The following is a 24423-nucleotide window of genomic DNA, read 5'->3' on the forward strand; positions in this document are numbered from 1 at the left end:
AATTTGATATAACCTATGAAAAGAAAACTACTATTTGGAGAACGAATGATATTAGGAGATGGAACAGAGGCTTTTAATGGCATTATCCCGTTCAGATTAAGGGGTACGTTCAAATTGGAAGAAATTCAGCGGGCTCTGGCTTTGCTTCAAAATAAACATCCCTGGTTAAAAGCACATGTAACCCATGACGAAGAAAACCTTCCATGGTTTGAAGTGCCCCAGAAAATTGTACCTATTCCTATAAGAATTGTGATCCGGCAGGGAGAAGACGACTGGCAGAAAGAATCCATGAAAGAATGGTATATGCCTTTCGATCATGAAAAGTTCCCCCTGATAAGGTTTGTATGGATCAAAGGAGAAGAAGTTTCAGACATGTTTTTCTCATTTCACCATTGTTTATGCGATGGAGGTTCCGCAATGACACTATTGTATGAGTTTTTACAGGTATTGGACAACCCTTCCGCTGATATTGGTGTGGAAAATCCCATCCTTGGAATCCAGGATATTGTTCCTGCAAACATATTAAACAGCCGAAGGCATAAGCTTAAAGCAAAAGTACTCGGCAGAGTGGCATCTACCATCATTAAATATGCTCCTGTAAACAAAAAACCAATAGAGAGGCAAAACGATTATATGATCCATTGGAAGTTTGACAAGGAAATGACTCAACAAGTAATTTCCTATTGTAAATCCAATGGTTTTACCGTGAATACTTTTCTTTGTGCAATTGTTCTTCAGGCATTTAAAAAAATAAGGGGGAAAGCTTCATTGAATAAAATTTGCTGCCCTGTGGATATCAGACGTCTAACAACACAAATCAAACATGATCATATTTTTGCCTTCGGGCTGATGGTTGAAGTTTCGATTAATGAAAAATTAAATTTTCTGGATAATGTACGGAAGATGCAGAAGCACGTGAAGCGTAAGACCTCAAAACTGGATCCATATACCAAGATGATGATCATTGAATCATGGCATTATGCCCTGGATAATTTCACAAGAATCCTGAGGAATGGAAAAGCAACCAATGATTGTATGCTTTCTAATCTTGGCCTTATTCAGGTACCCCATGAGTATAGGAACTTTACTGTAGATACCGTTTTCAGCCCTTCAGCTTTGGGCCCTCTGGGCCAGACTACCGGATTTGTAGTTTCAACCTTTCAGGGAGAAATGGATTTTTGCTTTATCAGTAGTGAAGGATATCTACCTTACTCAGATGCACAGGCCATTCGTAAGGACATCCTTGATACTATAAAATTAAAACTTGAATATTCAGCAGTATCATGATCAAGAGAAAACTAATGATGGTGGAGAGAATCATGTATGTTGATTCCGGAACACCCCTCAATTGCGTATTTACAGCAAAGATCAAAGGAACACTTCATGAAGCAGATTTTAAAACAGCTTTAGAAAAAATCCAGAAAAAACATTCTTTGCTCAGATCCAGGATCGATACCGATACTGAACAATATCCCTTTTTTATAGAAGAAAGAGAGATGGAAGCCATTCCCCTTCGGATCATAGACCGGGAATCCGATGAAGATTGGTTGCATGAGTCTGAAAAAGAATGGTTCCGCATGTTTGAAGATCATCGGAAACCTTTGGCTCAACTGGTATGGATTAAAGGAAATGAGGTTTCCGAAATTCTCTGGGTACTTCCCCACTGCATTTGTGATGGAACTTCCCAGGTAACCCTGATGCGGGAGCTTCTCTGCCTGCTGGATGATCCAACTATGGAACTGGATACATACCAGGCATTCAGCTCAGTTGATGACTTCCTGCCATCTGGTTTTAATACCAAAAAGAAAGTACGCAAAGCAAGATTATATCTGCTCATGGCCAGGCTCTTCTTTCTGATGCAAAAGAAAAGTAAAAAAAGAAATCTTGGAAAAAACTATGTGATCCATTGGAAACTGAACCCGGAAATAACGAACCAGATCACCAGCAAGTGTAAAGCGCATGGTGTTTCTGTACACTCGCTGTTGTGCGCTTCATTCATGCAGGCGTTTCAGGAAATCCGGGGAGCTGAGGCTAAAAGAAAAGTGATCAGCCCCGTGGACGTGCGCCATTTTATTCCGGAAATAAAGCAGGATCATGTATTTGCTTTTGCTCCTACCATAGAACTATCATTGAAAAAAGGAAATCATGGGATATTTGACCAGGCAGGACACATCAAAAAAGACCTTCTTGAGAAATTAGAAAAAATAGAAGCACGGGAACTTCTTTGGATGGGTGAACAGATGCACCCGCTTGTCGAACGCATGATCAGCATGCTTAAATCAACCCATGGCGGACATGATATTACCCTATCCAACATGGGAAAAATTAATATTCCGGATCAATATCAGCGTTTTGAGCTCGAAACGATTATGAGTCCCACCGTCGCTTTTCCTTGGCTCAATTCGAACACCCTGGTTACCACTACCTACAAGCAGGAAATGGATTTTACGCTTATGTCGAATGAAGATTTCCTGTCTAGACAGAAAGCCACAGAAATTAAAGATAAAGCCCTTGAACTACTTACTGTATCTTTACAGAACTAAATATGAAAACGGATAAATCCCCTACAATAAAAAAGAAAACCACTCTCAAACGCTTTTTATTAACGCGGACGATCTACTATGTTCTTCCGAATGCATTTCTTAATTTTATTATTGCCTACGCAAGTTTTCACGAGCTGGGTTATACTCATTTCTTCTCGGGTACCCAGAATCTGGCCCGGCTAACCTTGCCAATGGCCATTTTCCTGCCGGTTATCCTCACGATCGATATCACCAAAAGAGTGACTGCCGCTGCAGAAGAGGGGACAATAGAATTCATGGTAGATAACAAGCTGAATACAAAAAAATTCATGACGAAATTCAGTATATTACATGGTGTTATCAGCGGGCTTCTTGTACTTTCTCTTTTGGTATTTGCTCAGTACAAATTTTCAACAAACTACAAGCTCGATGCTATGGCAATGGCAATACTGGTAGGAGCACTTGCAGGAATACTGTCTGTACTTTCCGTCTATTTACCCGTTAATAAACTAAGGAAATACCTGTATAAACCTTTTCCAGCAAACACTTCAGAATAATTGAATAGTAAATTCCGTGTTTATCAGACTCATCTGTTCAAAACATAAAAACCTGCCATTGTAGGGTCGCTGTTCAAAAATTTTCCAAACTTTTGGGATAAATTGAATTAATTAAATTTAATATCATAGATTTGTCTTAGTAACACAATTAAAACACATGAAAAATTTATTTTACCCATTTCTTACCGGATATCTATTCCGGGTGATCTGTTCCCCGCAACTTTCTGTTATCCAAAATCATATTACTCTTTTACATTTTCGTGAACAGCCGGGTAATTCAGCGTGATTCGGAATAAACTCTTTGCGTTAGAGTTAGATGTTGTACATAACATAGCGCATATTTCAAAAATAAATATCAAAAAAAAAATGTTACTTTTGCTTTAGGGACGAAGTTTTTAATGCTATCTGATCCCGGAATTGCAAGGACGCCATATTATAAAATGTTAAAAATCAATCCAATGAGGAAAATAATTTTACTATTTACTTGTCTGTTCGGTATTTCAATTTTTGCACAAATTAAAGTGTTAAAAAATGAGACTCTAGTGGAAATTGGTAAAGATAACTCTGTTGGCTTATATAAAAAGGAGGATAAATTCACTATCAATTACCAGGATCTCAATACCAGCAACCTCAATACTTTCAGATCTTTTTCTTTTCAAAACCTGAACGGAGATGTCTCTGATCTATATAAACTGATTACGGACGGGTTTATTTCCCTTCCTGAAGGAAACATCGCTTTGGAGCTTCCAAACGATATCATTGAACTCCATTACGAGAAAAACTATGGCCAGCCAACCGTTCAGTTTATCCAGTTCATTAATAAAAACCGAAAATATGTTGGAAAATCTCAATTCTTAAATAAGAAGCAGGTCGATAAAATCTTCGGAAAAACAAATGGGAAATCATCTCTGTATGAGAGGACTGCCATGATGAACAATGTTCATTCCAATAAGCCGGACACTTCAGCATCATCTTATAATTCCGGCAATAAAAATAAGAAAACGAAAAAATAATAATTATTTTTACAATATAGCAGAGCTCATTCCTAAGAATGAGTTTTTTTATTTTATTTTGCAAAAGATCATTACCCCTATGTCGCTTCAAATAATCAATTTAACCAAAAAATTTGGTGACCAAACCGCCCTTAACCAGATTAACATCTCCATTGATAAAAATGAAATCATTGGTCTTCTGGGACCTAACGGCGCAGGAAAATCTACTTTAATGAAATCCATTGTCGGAGCTTTAAAAATAGATGAAGGGCAAATCATCTTTAATGATAAAGATATTTCGGAATATGAGATAGAAGCTAAGAAGAATATTGGGTTTCTTCCCGAAAATAATCCTCTGTATCTGGAAATGTATGTTAAAGAATATTTGCAGTTTGTGGCTAATATTCATAAAATCCCTGAAACACGGATTAATGAAGTGATAGAGCTTGTAGGGATCACTCCTGAAAAATCGAAAAAAATCAGCCAGCTTTCCAAGGGATATAAGCAGAGGGTTGGTTTGGCACAGGCTATTCTACATCAGCCTGATCTTCTCATTCTTGACGAACCTACCAACGGTCTGGATCCTAATCAGATTATTGAAATAAGAAATGTGGTAAAAGAGATCGGTAAAGAAAAAACCGTTCTGCTGTCAACCCATATTATGCAGGAGGTTGAAGCATTATGCTCACGGGTAATTCTTATCCATAAAGGAAATATCCTTCAGGATTGTCCGATTGAAGAATTCAAAGGAAAATTCGGCAGCCTGGAAGAAGCTTTTGCAAGCCATACCAGCTAAGATTTAAATTGTATTGATTTTTTAATGGCTTTATATTTGATTAGATTCAGGTAATCTAATTTTAAAACCTATTGCCATGATCAGAACAATCTTAATGGGCACATTTATTATAGCATTAGCTTCTCCAGCTTATGCATACGCTGCTAATGAAAATCCGGTTATAAAAACTGAAAACAGTTCAGAATATATCCAGCAGGTTCCCAAAACCGTTATTATTAAAACAAAGAAATTTAAAATACGGATCGATCTTCAACCTAACGGAAAATACCTTTATCAGGCATGGGGAGCCAATTCAAAACTTACCTCGAAACCTAATATGATCATCAGTGACGGAGAGCTTGTTCCAGATGGTTCCGGAGGTAATTATTATTATGATTTCGTAAATAAAGGATTTCATTACCAGGTCTGGAGAAATTACCTCACCGATTCAGCAACGAAAGCACCCTATACGCTCGTTGTAAGTGATGAAAGTGGTAATACTGTGGTACAACAGGATGGAATCGTGGTAAAAAAGTAAAATAAAGACTCCCGCATTGGATGCGGGAGTTTTGTTTTATGTACCTAATTGTTTGATCTGGGTATAAAAATTACTCTCTGCAAAACTTTCTTTTGCCGAATTATAGCCTATATTGAAAATCTCTTCAAGACGATCCTTTTTCCTTTCAAAAGTTCCGTAATTGGAAAGATCCTGTGAGGTAATGAACCAATCACAATAATCGAACTTTCCTTTCTCTATTCTGTACGAAAGAAGGTCATAAGAGCGTGAAACAATAGCTTTAATGGATTTTAAATCTTTAATATCGATTTCATGGGGCGGAGATACAAAAACCCCGATCAGCTTATCACATTCCTCCCTGATGATATCTGCAGGAAAGTTATTTAATACTCCTCCATCACAATACATCTCTTCGCCGATGATATAAGGCGTTGTAATCCCGGGAATAGAACATGAGGCAATAATTGCATCTGTAACTTTAAAATTTTCATCAAAAATTTTCTGCGTCCCGGACACCAGTTCCGTAGCTACGATCTTAACCTCTTTATCCAGATCTTTCAGTTTCATATCCTGAAAAATGGGTCTTAAATAGTTGGTAAAAATAATGGAGGATACCAGCCCGGGCTGGTTGAATGTAAAATGCTTCCAGTTGAAAAAATAAACCGAATTGAAGAATTCCAGAATTTCTTCAGGTGTTTTACCGACTGCATACAGGCATCCTACGATAGAACCTGCACTGCAACAAGACAATACATCAATATCAATATTCTTCTCAATCAGGAATTTTAAAACTCCGGCATGTGCAATACCCTTGGTACCGCCACCTGATAAAACAAGCCCTACTTTCTCAAGATTCATAGAATAAAATTAAGAAAACAGGGCGAGAAAATCTGATTATTTTTTTGAAATATTCTAATTTTAAAATTATTTTAATAAATATTCCTGCATAAACTATATTGAAAAAGCCCAGAATAATCTGGGCTTTTAAATATTTCTGTATTATAGATTAAATGTGGATCACTTCTCCATAAGCTGCCGCAGCTGCTTCCATGATTGCTTCAGAAACAGTTGGGTGCGGGTGGATAGATTTAATGATCTCGTGCCCTGTTGTCTCTAATTTTCTTGCAACAACAGCTTCGGCAACCATATCAGTTACTCCGTCACCGATCATATGACATCCTAACCACTCTCCATATTTAGCATCGAAAATAACTTTGATGAAACCATCTGTATTTCCGTTTGCAGTTGCTTTACCACTTGCAGAAAGAGGGAATTTACCTACTTTGATTTCATATCCTTTTTCCTTAGCCTGCTTTTCTGTAAGACCTACAGAAGCAACTTCAGGGTGACAGTAAGTACATCCAGGAATATTGCCATAATCAATTTTCTCTACGTGCAATCCTTTGATCTTTTCAACACATGTAATTCCTTCTGCAGAAGCTACGTGTGCTAAGGCCTGAGTCGGGATAAGGTCACCGATGGCATAGTATCCGGGAACTGAAGTTTCATACCACTCATTAACCAAAACTCTTCCTTTATCTGTCTGGATTCCTACTTCTTCCAATCCTATATTTTCGATATTGGCAGCAATACCAACCGCTGAAAGTAAAATATCAGCTTCCAGGGTAATGTTTCCATTAGCAGTTTTTACATTTGCTTTTACACCTTCTCCGCTGGTATCCACGCTTTCTACAGAAGCATTGGTCATAATCTCGATTCCTGATTTTTTCAAAGATTTCTCAAGATGTTTAGAGATCTCTTCATCTTCTACAGGAACAATGTTCGGCATAAACTCAACAATAGTCACTTTTGTTCCCATCGTGTTATAGAAATCGGCAAACTCTACTCCGATTGCACCTGAACCTACAACAATCATAGATTTTGGCTGCTCAGGAAGAGATAATGCCTGTCTGTATCCGATTACTTTTTTACCATCCTGTGGTAAATTTGGTAATTCTCTTGAACGTGCACCTGTTGCAATGATAATATGACTTCCTGCATATTCAGTCACTTTACCGTCTTTATCTGTAACAGATACTTTTTTATCTTTTAAAACTTTAGCCGTACCAAGGATAACATCGATCTTATTTTTTTTCATTAAGAACTCGATTCCTTTGCTCATTTTGTTGGCAACACCACGGCTTCTTTGAATTACGTTTGGAAATTCAAAACTTGGCTCTACTTTATTTAAACCATAATCTTCAGCATGATTAATATAATGAAAAACCTGAGCAGATTTCAATAAAGCTTTAGTTGGTATACATCCCCAGTTAAGGCAAATTCCACCTAAATTCTCTTTTTCGATAATTGCAGTTTTGAAACCCAACTGTGCCGCTCTAATCGCTGTAACATATCCACCAGGACCACTTCCGATGACAATAATATCGTAATTCATTAGCTTAAAATTTTTATGCGAATTTAAGGAAAAAATATGGGATGATTCACGTTTATGCAAATTCATCCAATAATGAATCATATAGAAAATTTCATTTGATTATAATTAATAAAAAACATAACACAACAAAATATTCATAACAAATATTATATTATACAAAAAATTTCACAATACAAAATCTTCTCCCAAAACAATTTCAATTTTAATAATCCTAAAAAATCCCTGTTATTTCAGCTTTTAAATAATCACCGGTACTTTCATAGTCTCAGCTAATTCGTGATTACAGGTTATAAGAAACAGGCAATAGAAATGCGTGCACTAATTACTATCTTACAAAAGATTTGGAAGTTCCGTGCCGATTGGTTTAATTAATAACGATCCGATATACTTAGTTTTAAAAAAACATAATAAAAAAGAGCAGGTATTACCTGCTCTTTTGAGTCGTATATAAATTCCGGAGTATTATAGTTTTTTCAGTAATTTTTTTTTCAATCCTGTACTTCTCATCCAAAGCCTTTAACTGGTCTCTTTTCATCTTTTTGGTAGCCAGCGGATGGTTCAAAATAAGTTTCCTTTCCCGATTGTATTTTCTTTCCAGCTCTTGCGATTTCTTTTCTATCAATTCGGTTCTCGAAGGATGTGGCGGAGGTGCCGGGCGCTTCTGAGCCTGGACATTCATCGATAAACCTATTAATACTACTGTTGTTATAAAAAACTTGTTCATGACCTTTACTTTTGTGAATGATTTTAATAAAAAAAATATAATTAATTAACTTCATTCAAGTTCGGAGTAAATATTACATATATCATACCACAATCTTAAATTACTGAACTTCAACATCCTGCTTTAAAGTCAGATTTTTGGAAGAGTTCCCAATCATAATACGGTAAGTCCCCTTTTCTACGATCCAGTTCATTTTCTCATCCAAAAACTTCAGATCTTTTACGGGAACTTCTATAGATACCTTCTTTAATTCTCCCGGTTTCAGATATACTTTCTGAAATCCTTTTAATTCAAGAACAGGTCTGGAAACTGAAGCCAATTTATCTCTTACATAGAGTTGGATAACTTCGCTTCCACTCACCTTTCCGGTATTTTTAATAGTAACCTTTGCAGTAATGGTATCGTTTGTGTGATATTGGGTCTTGTTCAATTGTAAATCCGAAATCTCAAAAGTCGTATAGCTCAATCCATATCCAAAGGGATACAATGGCTCGCCACTCAGGTCATAATAATCATTTCCCCTGCCGGTAGGATGATGGTTATACGTTAACGGAAGCTGCCCTTCTTCCTGTGGAAACGTAACCGGCAGTTTTCCGGATGGGTTTTCGTCCCCAAAAAGAACTTTTGCGATTGCATTTCCCCCTTGCTCTCCAGGATACCATACATCTAAAATAGCTCCGACCTCATCTTTCCACTTTGTTGTTTTTATTGCTGAACCTCCGACTAAGACCACGGTAGTCGGTTTACTTAACTTCGACACCTGATGAATAAAGTCTTCCTGATTTCCGGGAAGGGCTAAAGATGAGCGATCCTGAAACTCACCTTCATGAATTCCTGCGGCGACAATAATATGATCTGCCGTTTTTGCCAGTTCTAAGGCTTCATTAAAATTCTTTTTCTGATCTTCTACACCATAATTCCATATCAGTTCTATATGAGCTTCGCCCCTGTTTTCTTTAAATTCGATCTGAAGATCATAACTTTTATTTTTAACAAAATCTACTTCTGTGGTTTGAGTGGAATAGCTTAGCTTTTCCCACTGATCTACAACCAGTTTGCCGTCCAGATATAACCTGAAACCATCATTTCCACGAAGGCCCAATCGATACTTGCCTGAATCCGGAGCTTTTAATTGCCCGGTCCAACGCACACTGTAATTATCCGGCTGAAGCTTTTCCACATCAGGAGAATACAAAGTCCATTTAAAATTAATCTGTTCATCTTGTCTTTCAAATGCAGGATTTCCTTTGAATTCACTATTTGAAAAATAAAATCCTTTCAAGCCCTTTTGGTTTCCAAAAGATAAAAATTCAGCGGGAACAGTCAGTACATCTTTCACATTCCGCTCAATTCCTTTAGCATATACTGCCTCAATCCCTTTCTTTGAGCAAAAGTTCTTAATGCCTTCCAATATACTCACCTTATGATTTCCCGGTCCTGAATACCCGCCTAATCTGGCTTCCGTCGCATCAGCCCCTACTAAAAGGATTCTTTTTGCATTTCCGGAAACAGGGAGTGTGTTGTTTTTGTTCTGAAGCAAAACAAAAGACTCTATTGCAGCTTTTTCAGCAAGACTTGTATAATTAAGCTTTTTTAAGCCCTCAATATCTTTATCGGATATGTATGGATCGTCAAATAGTCTGAGTTCGAATTTAGCCCTCAGTACCCGCGAAACAGCATCATCTATTCTCTCCTGAGATATTCTTCCGTCCAGGAATGGTGGAATAAATAATCGATAATGCTCGTAATCCGTCTGAAAAATTACGTCCAGACCTGCATTAATTGCCTGAGCTGAGGCATCCTCATAATCTTTTGCCGTAAAATGCAATACATTAGCACCACCAACTGCACTTGCATCACTGATTACAAATCCTTTAAAATTCCATTCTTTTTTCAATTTTTCTGATAACAACCAGTGGTTTGCTGTGGCAGGTCTTCCATCCAGCAAATTATAAGAAGTCATTACAGATCTGCTTTTTCCCTCTGTAAATGCTTTAAAAAACGGAATAAGGTGGGTTTCTTCCAGATATCTTTTGCTCCAGTGGATAGGATAAGAATCTCTTCCTCCCTCCCCCACGTTCGCAAGAAAATGTTTAGGCGTCGTAATGATTCCTGTATTTTCAAATGAGCTTACAAAACCGGTTCCCATCACGGAGGTCAAAAACGGGTCCTCTCCATATGTTTCCTCTGTTCTGCCCCATCTCACATCACTGGCCAAATTAACTACAGGAGTTAAGATCTGACGTATTCCCCTCAGTTTCGATTCTTTTGCAATCGCCATGGAGACTTCCTTCATCAGCCCTGGATTAAAAGATGAAGATAAAGCAATGGCCTGTGGAAAGGCCGTAGCGCCTTCTCTCATTAAACCGTGTAAAGCTTCATCAAATGGAATAATCGGAATTCCCAATCTTGATTCTTCAATAAAATATTTCTGAATACTATTGATTTTTCTCGCCAGTCTCTCTGCATCTTCATCTGCATTATATTTTAGCATTTGTCCGGTCGCACCATCCCCTTGATTGGTGGCACTCACCTGTAATCCAAAAATCCCATGCCGGTACTGATCTTTGGAAACATGATCCAGGTCTCCAGGAATCATAAAACACTGCCAGAACTTTTCTTCAGGCGTCATTCTTTTGAGCAGATCCTGAACCCTTAGCTCAACAGGTTGTTTTGAATCTTTATACAGTGGTTTTTGAGCGGAAACAAAGCTTAGACTTAATAGCAAAGCGATTCCTGGAAATCGAAAACGGAACTTCATTATTTCTGTAGTTGAATTACAGTTGAATACATAAGCTGTTTGCGTTCTGAAGGCAGGTGTACCTCAATTCTGTTTCCTTTCTGCTTCCATTGTACCTTTGAATCAATACCCAGAATTTTCAGGGATTTAGGGGTAAAGTTTTCAGGGACTGAAAAACTCAGGTCAGAAGGAGCTGCATAACTTGTTTTTTCATCGGTATGGAATACATTCACCGTTTTTCCGTCTTTGCTCGTGGTATAGTAAAAGTCCCCTTCATGATAAGGAGCCAAGGTTCTTGTTGCAAAAACAGCTGCCCCATTCTTATCCATCCAACCGGATATTTCTTTCAGCCTTTCATATACCACAGCATCATAATCCCCATTAGGACCGGGAGCAATATTCATCAGATAGTTTCCTCCTCTTGAAATGATTTTAATGAGGGTTTCAATGATCTTTTGGGAAGACTTATAATGATCATCAGGTATGTAAGAAAAAGAATCTCCCATGGTAATACAGCTTTCCCAGGGAATTGAAAGAGGTTGATCGGGCACTGCCTGTTCCGGAGTTACATAATTTTCCCATTTTCCGGGAACCGTACGGTCTACGATAATGATTCCCGGCTGGTTTTTCCGGGCCATATTACCAATCTTATCCATATCGATATCCTGTTCCACCTTAATGGTTCTTTGCCATTCTACAGCAGGATCAATTGTTTTAAAGGGACGCACCCAGCCACCATCCAGCCACAGTATATCTATTTTACCATAATTTGAAGTAATCTCATTGAGCTGATTCCAGGTAAACATCTTAAAGCGTTCCCATCTTTCCGGATATTTTTTAGGATCATAATTTACATTCCGGTCTTTTGGAGGAAAGTAAGGCCACCAATAATCATCGGAATGCCAGTCGGGTTTAGAAAAATAAGCTCCGATCTTAAATCCTTCTTTACGGAATGTGGTAAAAATTTCTTGTACAACATCTGCTTTGGGAGTTTTAGAAAAAGGAGTTTTAGCAGACGTTATTTTGTAATCAGATTCTTTCGTATCAAACATGGAAAATCCATCATGGTGCTTCGTTGTAAAAACTACATATTTCATTCCCGCTTTTTTAGCTGCATCAGCCCACTTCCGGGGATTAAACTGAGTTGGATTGAATGTTGTCTGAAGATTTTCATAATTCTTCACGTATTCATTATATGTTTCTCCGTGTTCGGGCTTACGCTGAGTCCACGATTCGTCTTCCGGGCATAGACTCCAGCTTTCTACAATTCCCCATTGGCTGTAGGTTCCCCAATGCATAAACAGTCCGAATTTAAGATCCTGCCATTCTTCCAGGTTTTTCACAACCAAAGGGTCCGTTGGCTTCTCATAGCCTTTTGAAACATTATGGGCCTGTGAAAGAAAGGTTGCCGATATGAAAAGTGATGAAAGAAAAAAGGTTTTAGTTTTTTGTGGAATCAGCATAAAAAAATACTTTTTGCTAATGTAATCATCCTGCTGTAAACTCGCAAAAATTACTTCCCTGTATGAGTCCTGATGAGTAACTCCAGAGCTTTTAAACATTCAGGGTTTTAAAAACATTTTCTCTCCACGGATGAAATTTCTGTTTTTAGCTTATTAAAACTAGTCCTCTATGGATTTTCTAACCTAGATAAGTTTCTGTAAGGCAGAATCAATATCAGGGTAGAGGAATTGAAAGCCATTTTTCATCAGTATTTCCGGATATACATTTCTGCTTTTAAGTAATAATTCTGTTTCTGTATTGAGAAATACAGACGCCAGTTCCAGTTGCCACACAGGGGAATTAATTCCAAACGGAATTCGTAAACGTTTCCGTAGTTTTTTCATTAATTCTTCATTAGTTAAAGGCTGAGGAGCGGTCACATTAACACAACCTGAAATGTATTCATGATGTATAATCCATTCAATGGCACGACAAAAATCTTCAATATGAATCCAGCTAACATGCTGATTCCCTCTTCCCTGTATTCCTCCTAACCCTAGTTTTGTAACCTGGCAAAGTTTTGGGAAAGCGCCTCCGTTTTTCCCCATTACTATAGAAGTACGTAACGCCACTTGCCTTATCTCATCATGATGCACCGCAAAAAATTCCTTTTCCCAGCTTTTACAGATATTCATCGAAAAATCATCTCCTATAACTCCGTTTTCTTCTGTATTCAGATTCTTTTCAGAGTGCACATAAATGGTTGCCGAACTTGCATTCAGCTATATTTTCGGTTTGTCAGTGCATTGGTCTACCGCTTTTTGAAGAACTCTTGTACTTTCAATTCTTGAGGAATAAATTTCTTTTTTGTTTTTATCATTATACCTGCAGTCAACAGATTTCCCTGTAAGATTGATCAGGACATCACAGCTCTCAAGCTTATGTGACCACTCGCCGATATGGGTTGCATCCCAATACATTTCGTGTTCATGTTTAGGCTTTCTGGTTAAAATATAGACCTGATTTCCTTTCGTACGGAAATACTCTTTCAGGTTTTCACCAAGAAATCCTGTACCGCCTGCAATAATGATTTTCATAAATTTAGGTTTTTAGAGGGTTAATTATTCTGAACTCCGTTTCAGACAATATATTTTTTTATTTTCACTTTAATCTCGGAACCTTCTGCAAGCATTACAGACAGAGGATCCTGAATGTTTAAAAATTTAAAATCTTTTCCGTAGAGTCTTTCAAAATCTATCTTCAACTGATGATCTTTTACCAGATAATATTTCCATTGAGGATGGCAAACTTCATACTCGGAAGTCTTATTATCATTTTTTGTAAATCCGTAATAATGTTCGGTAATGAACTCAAATTCAGAATCAGATTCCATAGGAAGTACCTGAAGATCTGCAGTAATTTCCATAGAATGCCATGTTTTATCTTTCCATGAATATGTAACCAACATTTCGTGTTCCTTTTTTGCTATTGCGTTTTTCATCGGCAGCGTTTTATAATTTTCATTATAGATAGCATTTGCAATAAAGCTTAAGGCCGGTTTCGGAACAATCTCTTTAATAAAGACCACTCCTCTTTTCCATGCATTATTTTCTCTTTTTTTTTACATAAAACCTAAGGTTAACTTCCTCAAAGTTGCGATGAAAAGGGATGCGTAAACCGAGTAATCTGGTATTTAAAAACATAAATCCTACAAGACTTATATAGCATTTCCCTTTATAGAAATCAAGTTCCGTACCTTCAGGAAGGTATTTTATCAGTATTTCAGGATCTATTTCATAATTGATGATTGCCAGTTTGCGCCATTCAGCCTTTAAAAAGTTCATAATTCTGCATTTTTTTTTGATGATTTCATTTCTTTTTACTAAAAAATCTTTGAGGTAATTTTTAAGAAAAAAATAATTGAACAGCATACCGATCATTCCCAAAGGAGATTCAAATTCGAAAATATCGGTCATGATCGTGTAATTTCCTTCCTGTTTGAAAAGGTGCTGATGCTTTAATGATTTAAAAGTTCCTTTCAGCATAACATCAGTAAACTCCAGAGGCTTTTCCATACTGATTATTTTTGAAGTGTGCGTCTGATATATTCCCAGATGCTTTGCACGCCATGTTACCGTTTCATTCAGTTCAATAAGTCCGTGCATACGTCCGGAAATAGCTTTCTCGTCTGTACCGGATGTTGATTGCTGATGCAGATCAATATCCCTTGATAGATCAAAAACTTTACAGATGTCTGCCTTAATGATTGTTTTTAAATAAATTCTAGACATAGTAATACAATAAAGTGATCAAGACAATAGTTCTGTAAATAATCCAACTTATGGACGGAATAAAATTCAATTTCAATATTTTGCAACGTCTTATGTGCTCTAGAAGCATCATGAAAACCACAATTCCAAAGTAAAAAATATAAAATAGAGAATTGAATTCTGTAAAGAGAACAGGCAATAAAAGCAGGGTCCCGATCAGGGAAACAGTCATCATATTTCCGATATAATCCCATATTTTATCTTTCAGGTAGGCCTTTAAAAAAACAGTTTGCCAAGCGATCTGCCCTAAACAAATGGCCAATTCCCTTAAAAAATTCCGGTTAAAACCAAATCCCGTTTTTGTAACAAATACACTTAAAATACAGGAGGAAAAAATCACCACAAACAGGATGTATCCGATCCTGTACTTCATGTTAAAATCGGGAATACATGACTCTTCTGTATAAGGTTTAGATGATGGAATAATCTGCTTTCTGTTATATGACACAAAAGAATATAACTTTCTGAAAAACCAGTAAAAAGGTTGTATTCTCGCTATCTTCTCCAATACCGGAAATGAGTTTCCAATAATAGCAAGCAGGCTGTCCAGACCGTATATCACTTCATTTGTGCTATGATCAATCAACGCAATTTCATTTTTTGCCCGCTTATAATCAATAACCGATCTGCTCTTAACACTCAATTCACTAAAAGCCTCTCTCCCATTTTCATCAAGCATTCCACATTGTATAAAACCTTTAGAGTAAATATTACAAATAGGACATTCATTGTCGTAGATGAGGGTCTGGTTCTTTAGAGTTTTCATATCCTTAATTTTAAAATGATTTTCTTTTCGAGAAGTACAAAATCAAAAACAAATGAATGATTAAATTTTTCATAATTATTATATTTTCAATAATTTTTGAAAGTTTATTTGAAATAAAAAAGGAATACTGTCCTTTTTAGCCTTATTTTAATAGATTCGTGATCTTTCCTACCAACCAATGATCATCACTTTTGATCGCGAGATCCATGATATTATTAATCTTTCCCGTAACCGAACTAAAATCTTCCATCAACTTAATAAACTCTTTGGCTTCATCAGAATCACGGTCTTCAATATTCTTTAATTCTTCTAAAAAAGAAATTACCGGTTCGATTTCCCTTTTTCTTCTTTCTTTTGTGATTTGCTTAAACAGAAACCACACATCTTTTTCAGCAATGAAATACTCTTTCCGGTCTCCTTTTACAAATTCCTTTTTTACAATTCCCCAGTCCATCAAAGCCCGTAAATTCATATTGGCATTTCCTCTTGAAATTTCAAGCTGCTCCATTACCTCATCTGTTGATAATGGCTTTCCACTTGCCAAAAGCAATGCATGAACCTGCGCCATTGTACGGTTAATCCCCCAATTGGTAGCAAATGTTCCCCATGTCTGAATATATTTTTCCTTCGCTTCTGATAGTTGCATGTTGATCTCTTCTTGAATTTCTATTACAAATGTAATAATAATTTTCGAACTTTCAATAATTTTTGAAAATTAAATTTAAAGTTTTTATCTTGATTATGGTAACATAGAATTCCTACTTTTTCACCCCAATAACTCCAATTTAAAATTTAACCTTTTCCTTTGTAACAAATCTTGTATTACAACGACTATTCAATAATAATCTTTTTAGTAATGAAATATAACAAAATTGCCTCATTACTTTTTGTTTTGTCTGCAGGAAGTATGATGTTCGCACAGGATGACTTGATCAACAAGTTGAAAAACAATCAATCCCAAAATGCTAACTTTAAATTTACGACTCTTAAAGATGTTGGTGCTACTTCAGTAAAAAACCAGGGATCTTCAGGAACGTGCTGGAGCTACTCGGGGAACTCTTTTCTTGAGTCTGAAATGCAGCGTATGGGTAAAAAACCTGTAGACCTGGCAGAAATCTTTACCGCAAGAAACTCTTACCATGACAAAGCAAAATTATATGTTTTAAATAACGGAGCTATCAGTTGGGGAGACGGAGGTGAATTGCACGATGTAATCAATATGTACAAAAAGTACGGTGCAGTTCCTCAGGAAGTGTATACAGGATTGAAAGCCGGACAAACCACCAACAACTTCAAGGAAATGCAGGGTAAATTAAAGACTGTATTAGATAGTTTGGTTCAGGCTTCATCTAAAGGAAAACTTTCCGACAACTGGATGTCTTCTGTGGATGTTATTCTGGATGAGTACCTTGGAAAAGTTCCGACTAACTTTACATATGAGGGGAAATCCTACACTCCGAAAACATTTGCTAAGGAGGTCGTAGGAATCAATCCTGAAGATTATGTAGAATTATCTTCTTACAAAGATTATCCTTATTTCCAGAAATTTGTAAACCCGATTCCTGATAACTGGAGCCATGATTCTGACTGGAATATTCCGATGACAGATATGACTGCAATTGTTGACAATGCAATTTCAAAAGGATATTCTATAGGTTGGGCAACAGATGTATCTGAACCTTATTTTTCATATAAAAACGGAGTGGCTTATGTTCCGGATGTAGATCTTGACCAGATCACTCCTGAAGTAAAAAAAGAATTGTTTACAGAACCGAAAAAAGACAAAGCGATCACAGAAGATATGCGTCAGAAAGCTCTTAACAACCTTTCAACCACGGATGACCATGGTATGCATATCGTAGGTTTAGCAAAAGATCAAAGCGGAAAAGAATATTATATGGTAAAGAACTCATGGGGTGTTACCAATGATTTTGAAGGATATATCTATGTAACAAGACCATACGTTGAATATAAGTCGACTGCTATTCTTGTACATAAGAATGCCATCCCAAAAAATATTTTAAGACAATTAAAACCTACCAAAAATATCGGTTTATAATTAACAAAATCACTTTGTCATTTGATGACAATTTTAAATATTTAATCGGTTAAAAAACAGCTTCTGTAAACCAGAAGCTGTTTTTTAATATGTATAAGAACTATTTGATTAGTCATAAATCCAATAAGAGTGAAACCAAAACTGTTATATTTGTAATCTAATCAACAAATTAAAGCAATATGAAAAATTCAAAAAAATTATCCAAATCCGAATTAAAAAGAATTAGTGGTGGAAATCCACCGGACTGCACAGAAGGAATAGCTTGTTATCATCGTCCCAAAAACGGATTTCCGGGTTACTGGACATGTAATGCAGGATCAAGCAGTTGTCCTGAAGATTAATTGATTCTACACCTAAAATCCCCAAATTTTCCGGGGATTTTTTGTATAATAAATTCTGAATTAAAATTAAATGAGATCAATAATGCAAAAAAAGCTTCCGTGTAACACGGAAGCTTTTTTGTATATTTTTTTGTCCTTAAAATATCGCCGGATATTTTTGAGGATTGGTTTCATTAAACATCGCATAGATCTTTTCTACCATATCATCTGCAGAAGGTTTGCTGAAATAATCTCCATCACTTGCATAAGCAGGACGGTGGTCATTTGCGGCAATTGTTAAAGGATCAGAATCAAGATATCTGAAAGCTTTTTGCTTCTCCAAAATCTGCTGTAGAATAAATGCTGAAGTTCCTCCTTCCACATCTTCATCGATCACCACCAATCTGTTGGTTTTCTTCACACTCTCAGCAATTTCGTTTGTTAAATCAAAAGGAATTAAAGACTGAACATCAATAACCTCTGAAGAAATTCCTAATTTCTCCAGCTCTTCTGCTGCCTCCATTACAATTCTCCATGTAGACCCATAGGTTACTAACGTTACATCCTTTCCTTCTTTCGTTACTTCAATCTTCCCGACAGGAACAGTAAACTCTCCCAGGTTATCAGGTTGCTTCTCTTTTAAACGGTATCCGTTCAGACACTCAACAATTACTGCCGGATCATCACTCTGAAGCATTGTATTATAGAATCCTGCAGCTTTTGTAAGGTTTCTTGGCACTAATACCAGAATCCCTTTTGAAAGATTAAGAATTCCTGCCATCGGAGAACCTGAATGCCATACCCCTTCTAATCTGTGCCCTCTTGTTCTGATAATTACAGGTGCTTTCTGCCCTCCTTTTGTTCTGTACTGAACTGTTGCCAGATCATCACTCATTCCCTGCAGGCAGTATAGGATATAGTCTAAATACTGGATCTCGGCAATTGGTCTCAAACCTCTCATCGCCATACCGATTCCCTGACCTAAAATAGTCGCTTCACGGATTCCCGTATCTGCAACACGAACTTCACCATATTTCTCCTGCATGCCTTCAAGTCCCTGGTTTACGTCACCGATGTTTCCGGCATCTTCTCCAAATACAAGGGTTTCAGGATATTTTTCAAAAATTTTATCAAAGTTGTTTCTTACCACTACTCTTCCGTCCACATCTTCTGAGCTGTCTGAATATACAGGCTTGATCTCTTTAACGTTTTCGGCCTTCCACTGAGACTGAGAATACAGATGAGAAGAATAGTTATCTTTTTCTACTTCCAGGATCTCATTGTACTTCTGTATTAACTGGTTTCTTTCAGGAGTATTGGTTCCTCTTGTTGCCAGTAAAGACATTCTTACCAAGTGGAAAATATCTTTTTTAGCTTTTGAGACTAATTTATTAAAATGAGTGATGTAATTTTCTATTTCTGCATTTTGACCTTTAAGGTTTTCCACCAAAGGTAAAACTGCTTTTGACAGGTCTGAAATGGTTTTCTGATAGTTTTCCCAAGCCAGTTTCTGTCCGGCTTTTACTGTCTTTTTAGCCTCGTCATCGATGGCATCCAGCTCTTCTGCAGTTGCAATCACCTCTTCTTTTCCTTCAATTTCAATGGAATAGTTGAGAATCCACTCTCTGAACTTGACCAACCCGTCAAAATCTGCTTCCCATGAAAGACGTTCTTCATTCTTATATCTTTCGTGAGATCCTGAAGTAGAGTGTCCTTGTGGTTGCGTAACTTCAATGACGTGAACAACTACAGGAACACTTTCAGTTCTTGCAAAATGTTCAGCTCTTGCATAGGCATCCAATAATGCAGGATAATCCCACGCTTTTACCTGAATGATCTCGCATCCCTGGTTTTCTCCTTCTTTTCTCTGGAAACCACTTAGCATTTCAGAGATATCCGCCTTTGCTCTCTGGTTTTTAGTAGGAACAGAAATCCCGTACCCATCATCCCAGATTGAAACGATCATCGGAACCTGAAGCGCACAAGCCGCATTCAGAGTTTCCCAAAAAAGGCCTTCTGCTGTGGAAGCATCGCCAATTGTTCCGAAAGCTATTTCATTTCCATTGTTTGAAAACTTTTCAGAACCTTCAAATTGTACTGATTTATATATTTTAGAAGCCTGAGCTAACCCTAACAATCTAGGCATTTGTCCTGCTGTAGGAGAAATATCAGAAGAAATATTCTTTTGAGCCATAAGGTTTTTCCAGCTCCCGTCTTCATGTAAGCTTCTCGTTGCAAAATGCCCGTTCATCTGTCTTCCTGCTGATGCCGGCTCTCTTTCTACGCTGGTATCTGCATATAGCTGTGCAAAAAAGCTTTCAACCGTTAACGCATTGACGGACAAAGCAAAGGTCTGATCCCTGTAATATCCTGAACGGAAGTCGCCATTTCTGAAAACTTTCGCCATTGCCAGCTGTGGTAATTCTTTACCGTCACCGAAGATCCCGAATTTAGCTTTTCCTGTAAGAACTTCTCTTCTCCCCAGGTAAGACATTTCACGAGAGATTCTCCCTAATTTATAGTCTTCAAGTATTTGATTTTTAAAATCTTGAAAGGAAATCTTCTGTGTTTCAATATAGGTTGTTTGCATAGCCAAATATAAAAATTTTTAGTTCTAGAAGTATTTTGCTAATATACACTTTTTAAATTAATTTTAATTTTTAATAATCTTTTTTAAAAATTTGATAATAAGGCAAATTGTGTTTTATTTTAAATAAATTTGTATAAATGGAAAAAAAATCACCTCATATATTAAATGCATCCAGCAATCTTTTAGGATTTTCTCTGATTATAATCACTTCATTGAAAATCACTAAAATCAGTGGTAGTACGTATCTGGACGAATTTGCAGGTGTTGCTTGTATACTTTTTGCCTGCAGTTGTTTTTTTTCATTTCTGGCTATTAGAACGAAGAATGAAAAAAGAGAAACCAAGTTTGAGAACATTGCGGATTATTTATTTTTAATTGCTTTATTCTGCATAGTCCTGGCAGTTATCATCGTAACCATAAGAATAATGTAATCATTTATCCCAAATTGAAAGATAAACATTAAGTAGAGTTGAATATAAATGAATATTTAGGCCATATAATCAAATTCACTTTATTTTAAGATAATCTGATTATAAAAGCATTTATAGAATTTCCCAATAGATGGCAATTACAGAGAACAATAACAAGAAACCGCTTTAAGGATTAATTATTTACGGGAGATAAAAAAGTACCGACCCTCTTAGAATTTTCTTTCGATCACATAATCCAGCATGCTGTGGAGTGATCTTTTAGCATCTGAATCGGGGAATTCATTAAGCAGGTCTTTCGCTTTTTGCTGGAAATCTTTCATTACACTGATAGCATAATCCAGCCCACCCGAGCTTTTAACAAAAGCGATGAGCTCTTTTACACGCTTCTGATCATTATTATAGCGTTTGATCGTATTGAGATAGTATTTTCTGTCTTTTTCACTTGCTATTGTAAGGGTATGGATCAAAGGAAGTGTCATTTTCTGTTCCTTAATATCAATCCCCACCGGTTTCCCGATAACATTTGAACTTAGATAATCGAACAGGTCATCTTTAATCTGAAAAGCCATTCCGGTATAAGTTCCAAAGTCCTGCATTCTTTTTGCGAGCTTTTCATCAGCGTTATTTGACAAAACACCTATTTCGCAACAGGCGGCAATCAGGGTTGCTGTTTTCTGACGGATAATTTCATAATAAACATCTTCAGTAATATCAAGCTTTCTGGCTTTTTCCAATTGAAGAAGCTCTCCTTCAGACATTTCCCTGATGGTCCTTGAAATAACAGAAAGTAAATCATAATCTTTATGGTCGGTAGACAACAGAACTGATTTCGATAAGAGATAATCCCCAACCAATACTGCAATTTTATTCTTCCATAAAGCATTAATAGAGAAAAAATTCCTTCTTTTAAAACTTTCATCCACTACATCATCATGGACCAACGTTGCGGTATGGATCAACTCTATCATCGAGGCTCCGCGATAGGTCTTTTCTGTAACTTCACCTACCAACTTTGCGCAAAGAAATACAAACATAGGACGCATCTGCTTCCCCTTGGTCGTAACAATGAAACGTGTCACTTTATCCAGTAAAGGAACTTTACTTTGCATAGATTCATAAAACTTTTGTTCAAAAAGTTTCATTTCTTCATTGATCGGTTGCTTGATTTCTTCTACGATGTTTGCCACAATCTGTGAGTGATGGGTAAATAATAATTAATATTCACAAAGATAATTTTTTTCAAGCAATTTTAGTAGAAAATTCAATCTTTGAATTCTTCTTTTGGAATAAAATACAGACTCTGCTTTACAGTTCCAAGTGGATAACGGAATTTCTCCCCGGAAATATAGACTCCTTTTTCATCTACGGCAATTCCTTCGATCTGCCCGATTGAGGTGGCACTTCCCAGATAATAGTGCTTTAATCTCTCTTTAAAAAAGATTCCCGGTTCAGTTTCATTAAAAATATCAAGGAAAACTTCTGTTTTTTTGGTGTATCCAACCAAATAGAGTTTATGATCAAAATAAGCAGCATCAGTTACTACAAAACCTGTTTTATAAGTTTCTATTTTTTCAGCTTTCTGCTGTTCACCCGCCTCTGGATCGATGGTATAATGTGAGGTAGCTTTTGCGGACCATTCTTTGGTAAAAATATGCAGTTTACCATTCAAATAAATCATAGCTTCCGCATCGAAATCATTATTGGTGTTTTTGGGGACAAATTCTTTTTGTTCAGGATAATAAAAAGAAAGGGTTCTAATAGAGTCGTTTTCCATCCTGCCATTAGAAAAAGGAACTTTATAAATTTCAAGGTCTTTTCTTGTTCCTGTATTATTTCCAAAATCTCCGATATAGAAATGAGAGTCATCATGAGTAAGCGCTTCCCAATCTTTATTTTTAGCTTTAATTTTCAGGATATTCAACACCTTTCCTGAGCCCTTGTCTATTTCAAAAAGCTCCGGGCTATTACCACTATCATTAAAAGTATAAAGTTTACCATTAAAAAAAATCCAATCCGGATGTTTCTTTAACCTCATCTTCTAAAAAGGCTGTTCTGTACCTTTTTATTTTAAGAAAATCTGTCTGTTGGGAAAATGAAGTCTGAAAAAACAGAAATACAAAGATGAAGATAACCTTTTTCATTGAATAAAAATACTAATTTACCGGTTTAGCATAGCAAAATTGATGCTGTAAACGATGCACTTATCATATTGCTAAAATAAAACGGGCTTTTGGGCCCGTTTTACTGATTAAAAAAGTTGTTTGAAAAAATTTATGCTGACTTTTTATGTTGTTTGCGGATTTTCTTTGCAAAGTAATCTTTCTGATATTGCCTTACCGTCTTTCCTGTACCGTCATGTCTCCAGCCGGGAGAATTGAAAATATAATTGATCCTGTCTGAGAATTTCAATCCCGGTTGTTTGATATCTTTCCATATTTTTCGCCATTCATAGAACAGTACCGTATCAGGTCTGTCATCGGGCATTTTAGGGTATATCCCGTATTTCACAGGAATATTCGGATCCTCTTTTTCAAAAGTCCCGAACATTTTATCCCAGATGATCAGGCACATTCCCATATTTCTATCGAGATATTTGATGTTGCATGCATGATGTACACGGTGATGGGATGGAGTCACCAGAATATGTTCCAGGAAACCCATCTTTTTTACCGTTTGCGTATGAACCCATGTTCCATATACCTGTCCGATAGCGTACACTACCATAATATGCCATGGATTGAATCCTAAAAAGGCAAGCGGAGAAAAATAGAGGTACCGGTACAACGGTTGTAAAACAGGACTCCTGAATCCCGTTGTCAGGTTAAAGTATTCGGAATTGTGGTGGGTAATATGAACTGCCCAGAAAGCCCTGGAATGATGGTCTACATAATGAAGCACATAATATGCAAAATCCGTGATAACAAAGCAGATCAGCCAGTACCAGATGGTGAAATCCCAAGAGAAAAGACGGTGATTGTAAAAGAAAAACATCACTCCCATTGCAAAAACCTTCATTACCAGATCCAAACCAAAATTCAGAAGAGCTAAAAAAACGCTTGTTGCTACATCTTTTTTATTATATAGTTTAGCCTCGGAAACGTGGCTATAAATCATTTCAGCTAAAATTACGGTGGCATGAAAGGGAATTGCCCAGGCATAGACATTTTCTAGTCCATCTTCGCCCAAAAAGTAATTCATCGTTACTAATTTTTGTACAAAGGTAGGACATTCTGAAAATCAGAGTCCCATTTTGGATAATTTT

General features: G+C 36.7%; 24 protein-coding genes. 9 read left to right on the forward strand and 15 right to left on the reverse strand.

All coding sequences use genetic code 11. The annotated features are described in order from the left end of the window. Positions 1-15 precede the first annotated feature (15 nt). The 6 genes from ACJ5H0_RS06560 to ACJ5H0_RS06585 all read left to right on the forward strand — a co-directional run bounded on the left by ACJ5H0_RS06560 (position 16) and on the right by ACJ5H0_RS06585 (position 5384). Positions 16-1287 (forward strand): condensation domain-containing protein, encoded by a 1272-nt coding sequence (locus tag ACJ5H0_RS06560; RefSeq protein ID WP_411248279.1) that lies wholly within the window; start codon positions 16-18, stop codon positions 1285-1287. Further along, on the forward strand, positions 1284-2543 hold the full coding sequence (locus tag ACJ5H0_RS06565) for a condensation domain-containing protein (protein WP_411248281.1): 1260 nt from the start codon (positions 1284-1286) through the stop codon (positions 2541-2543). Before ACJ5H0_RS06560 ends, ACJ5H0_RS06565 begins: the two co-directional genes overlap by 4 nt. Before the next feature lie 2 nt (positions 2544-2545). Further along, entirely contained in the window at positions 2546-3079 is a 534-nt protein-coding gene (locus tag ACJ5H0_RS06570; RefSeq protein ID WP_411248283.1) for a hypothetical protein, read from the forward strand. 542 nt (positions 3080-3621) lie between these two features. Then, on the forward strand, positions 3622-4092 hold the full coding sequence (locus tag ACJ5H0_RS06575) for a hypothetical protein (RefSeq protein ID WP_411248285.1): 471 nt from the start codon (positions 3622-3624) through the stop codon (positions 4090-4092). Positions 4093-4171: 79 nt separating this feature from the next. Next, positions 4172-4867, forward strand: coding sequence for an ABC transporter ATP-binding protein (locus ACJ5H0_RS06580; RefSeq protein ID WP_345987597.1), 696 nt, complete (start codon positions 4172-4174; stop codon positions 4865-4867). Between the two features lie 76 nt (positions 4868-4943). Continuing rightward, positions 4944-5384, forward strand: coding sequence for a hypothetical protein (locus tag ACJ5H0_RS06585; RefSeq protein ID WP_273648505.1), 441 nt, complete (start codon positions 4944-4946; stop codon positions 5382-5384). 36 nt (positions 5385-5420) lie between these two features. Here the strand turns inward: ACJ5H0_RS06585 and ACJ5H0_RS06590 are convergent, their stop codons facing one another. From ACJ5H0_RS06590 to ACJ5H0_RS06640, 11 genes are all read right to left on the reverse strand, one after another. After that, positions 5421-6221, reverse strand: a complete 801-nt coding sequence (locus ACJ5H0_RS06590; protein WP_172279220.1) for a patatin-like phospholipase family protein — start codon at positions 6219-6221, stop codon at positions 5421-5423. Between the two features lie 148 nt (positions 6222-6369). Next, positions 6370-7758, reverse strand: coding sequence for a dihydrolipoyl dehydrogenase (gene lpdA / locus ACJ5H0_RS06595; protein WP_172279222.1), 1389 nt, complete (start codon positions 7756-7758; stop codon positions 6370-6372). Between the two features lie 424 nt (positions 7759-8182). Then, positions 8183-8482, reverse strand: a complete 300-nt coding sequence (locus tag ACJ5H0_RS06600) for a hypothetical protein (RefSeq protein WP_411248287.1) — start codon at positions 8480-8482, stop codon at positions 8183-8185. A 100-nt stretch (positions 8483-8582) separates the two neighbouring features. After that, a complete protein-coding gene (locus ACJ5H0_RS06605; RefSeq protein ID WP_411248288.1) occupies positions 8583-11243 on the reverse strand; it encodes a glycoside hydrolase family 3 N-terminal domain-containing protein in 2661 nt (886 codons plus the stop codon). Beyond that, positions 11243-12784, reverse strand: coding sequence for an alpha-L-fucosidase (locus ACJ5H0_RS06610; RefSeq protein ID WP_411248290.1), 1542 nt, complete (start codon positions 12782-12784; stop codon positions 11243-11245). Before ACJ5H0_RS06610 ends, ACJ5H0_RS06605 begins: the two co-directional genes overlap by 1 nt. A gap of 84 nt (positions 12785-12868) precedes the next feature. Then, positions 12869-13420, reverse strand: a complete 552-nt coding sequence (locus ACJ5H0_RS06615; RefSeq protein ID WP_411248292.1) for a DUF1731 domain-containing protein — start codon at positions 13418-13420, stop codon at positions 12869-12871. Between the two features lie 27 nt (positions 13421-13447). Then, positions 13448-13762, reverse strand: a complete 315-nt coding sequence (locus tag ACJ5H0_RS06620; protein ID WP_411248294.1) for an NAD-dependent epimerase/dehydratase family protein — start codon at positions 13760-13762, stop codon at positions 13448-13450. A gap of 41 nt (positions 13763-13803) precedes the next feature. Then, complete coding sequence (locus ACJ5H0_RS06625; protein WP_411248296.1) at positions 13804-14253, reverse strand: DUF2071 domain-containing protein; 450 nt, start codon at positions 14251-14253, stop codon at positions 13804-13806. Positions 14254-14269: 16 nt separating this feature from the next. Continuing rightward, positions 14270-14956 carry a DUF2071 domain-containing protein gene (locus tag ACJ5H0_RS06630; RefSeq protein ID WP_411248298.1) on the reverse strand — a complete coding sequence of 229 codons (687 nt, stop codon included), beginning with the start codon at positions 14954-14956 and terminating at the stop codon, positions 14270-14272. Continuing rightward, positions 14949-15761 (reverse strand): DCC1-like thiol-disulfide oxidoreductase family protein, encoded by an 813-nt coding sequence (locus ACJ5H0_RS06635; RefSeq protein WP_411248300.1) that lies wholly within the window; start codon positions 15759-15761, stop codon positions 14949-14951. Before ACJ5H0_RS06635 ends, ACJ5H0_RS06630 begins: the two co-directional genes overlap by 8 nt. Before the next feature lie 142 nt (positions 15762-15903). After that, positions 15904-16407, reverse strand: coding sequence for a GbsR/MarR family transcriptional regulator (locus tag ACJ5H0_RS06640; protein ID WP_172279236.1), 504 nt, complete (start codon positions 16405-16407; stop codon positions 15904-15906). A gap of 210 nt (positions 16408-16617) precedes the next feature. On the opposite strand from ACJ5H0_RS06640, the gene ACJ5H0_RS06645 reads away from it, so the two are divergent. Next, positions 16618-17820 (forward strand): C1 family peptidase, encoded by a 1203-nt coding sequence (locus tag ACJ5H0_RS06645; protein ID WP_411248303.1) that lies wholly within the window; start codon positions 16618-16620, stop codon positions 17818-17820. 179 nt (positions 17821-17999) lie between these two features. Further along, a complete protein-coding gene (locus ACJ5H0_RS06650) occupies positions 18000-18161 on the forward strand; it encodes a bacteriocin-like protein (protein ID WP_172279240.1) in 162 nt (53 codons plus the stop codon). A gap of 136 nt (positions 18162-18297) precedes the next feature. Here the strand turns inward: ACJ5H0_RS06650 and ACJ5H0_RS06655 are convergent, their stop codons facing one another. Beyond that, positions 18298-20730: an alpha-ketoacid dehydrogenase subunit alpha/beta gene (locus ACJ5H0_RS06655; RefSeq protein ID WP_411249489.1), complete on the reverse strand. Its 2433-nt coding sequence runs from the start codon at positions 20728-20730 to the stop codon at positions 18298-18300. Between the two features lie 137 nt (positions 20731-20867). Here ACJ5H0_RS06655 and ACJ5H0_RS06660 point away from each other — a divergent pair, with 137 nt between their 5' ends. Further along, positions 20868-21161, forward strand: a complete 294-nt coding sequence (locus ACJ5H0_RS06660) for a hypothetical protein (RefSeq protein ID WP_172279244.1) — start codon at positions 20868-20870, stop codon at positions 21159-21161. A gap of 209 nt (positions 21162-21370) precedes the next feature. Here the strand turns inward: ACJ5H0_RS06660 and ACJ5H0_RS06665 are convergent, their stop codons facing one another. The 3 genes from ACJ5H0_RS06665 to ACJ5H0_RS06675 form a co-directional block, all read right to left on the reverse strand. Then, complete coding sequence (locus ACJ5H0_RS06665) at positions 21371-22348, reverse strand: polyprenyl synthetase family protein (protein WP_172279246.1); 978 nt, start codon at positions 22346-22348, stop codon at positions 21371-21373. Between the two features lie 74 nt (positions 22349-22422). Next, positions 22423-23196 (reverse strand): hypothetical protein, encoded by a 774-nt coding sequence (locus ACJ5H0_RS06670; protein ID WP_411248307.1) that lies wholly within the window; start codon positions 23194-23196, stop codon positions 22423-22425. A 236-nt stretch (positions 23197-23432) separates the two neighbouring features. Further along, the gene (locus tag ACJ5H0_RS06675) at positions 23433-24359 is read right to left on the reverse strand and encodes a sterol desaturase family protein (protein WP_411248308.1); all 927 of its coding nucleotides are present in this window, start codon (positions 24357-24359) and stop codon (positions 23433-23435) included. Positions 24360-24423: the final 64 nt, after the last annotated feature.

Source organism: Chryseobacterium proteolyticum (assembly GCF_046591535.1).
GTDB lineage: Bacteria > Bacteroidota > Bacteroidia > Flavobacteriales > Weeksellaceae > Chryseobacterium > Chryseobacterium proteolyticum.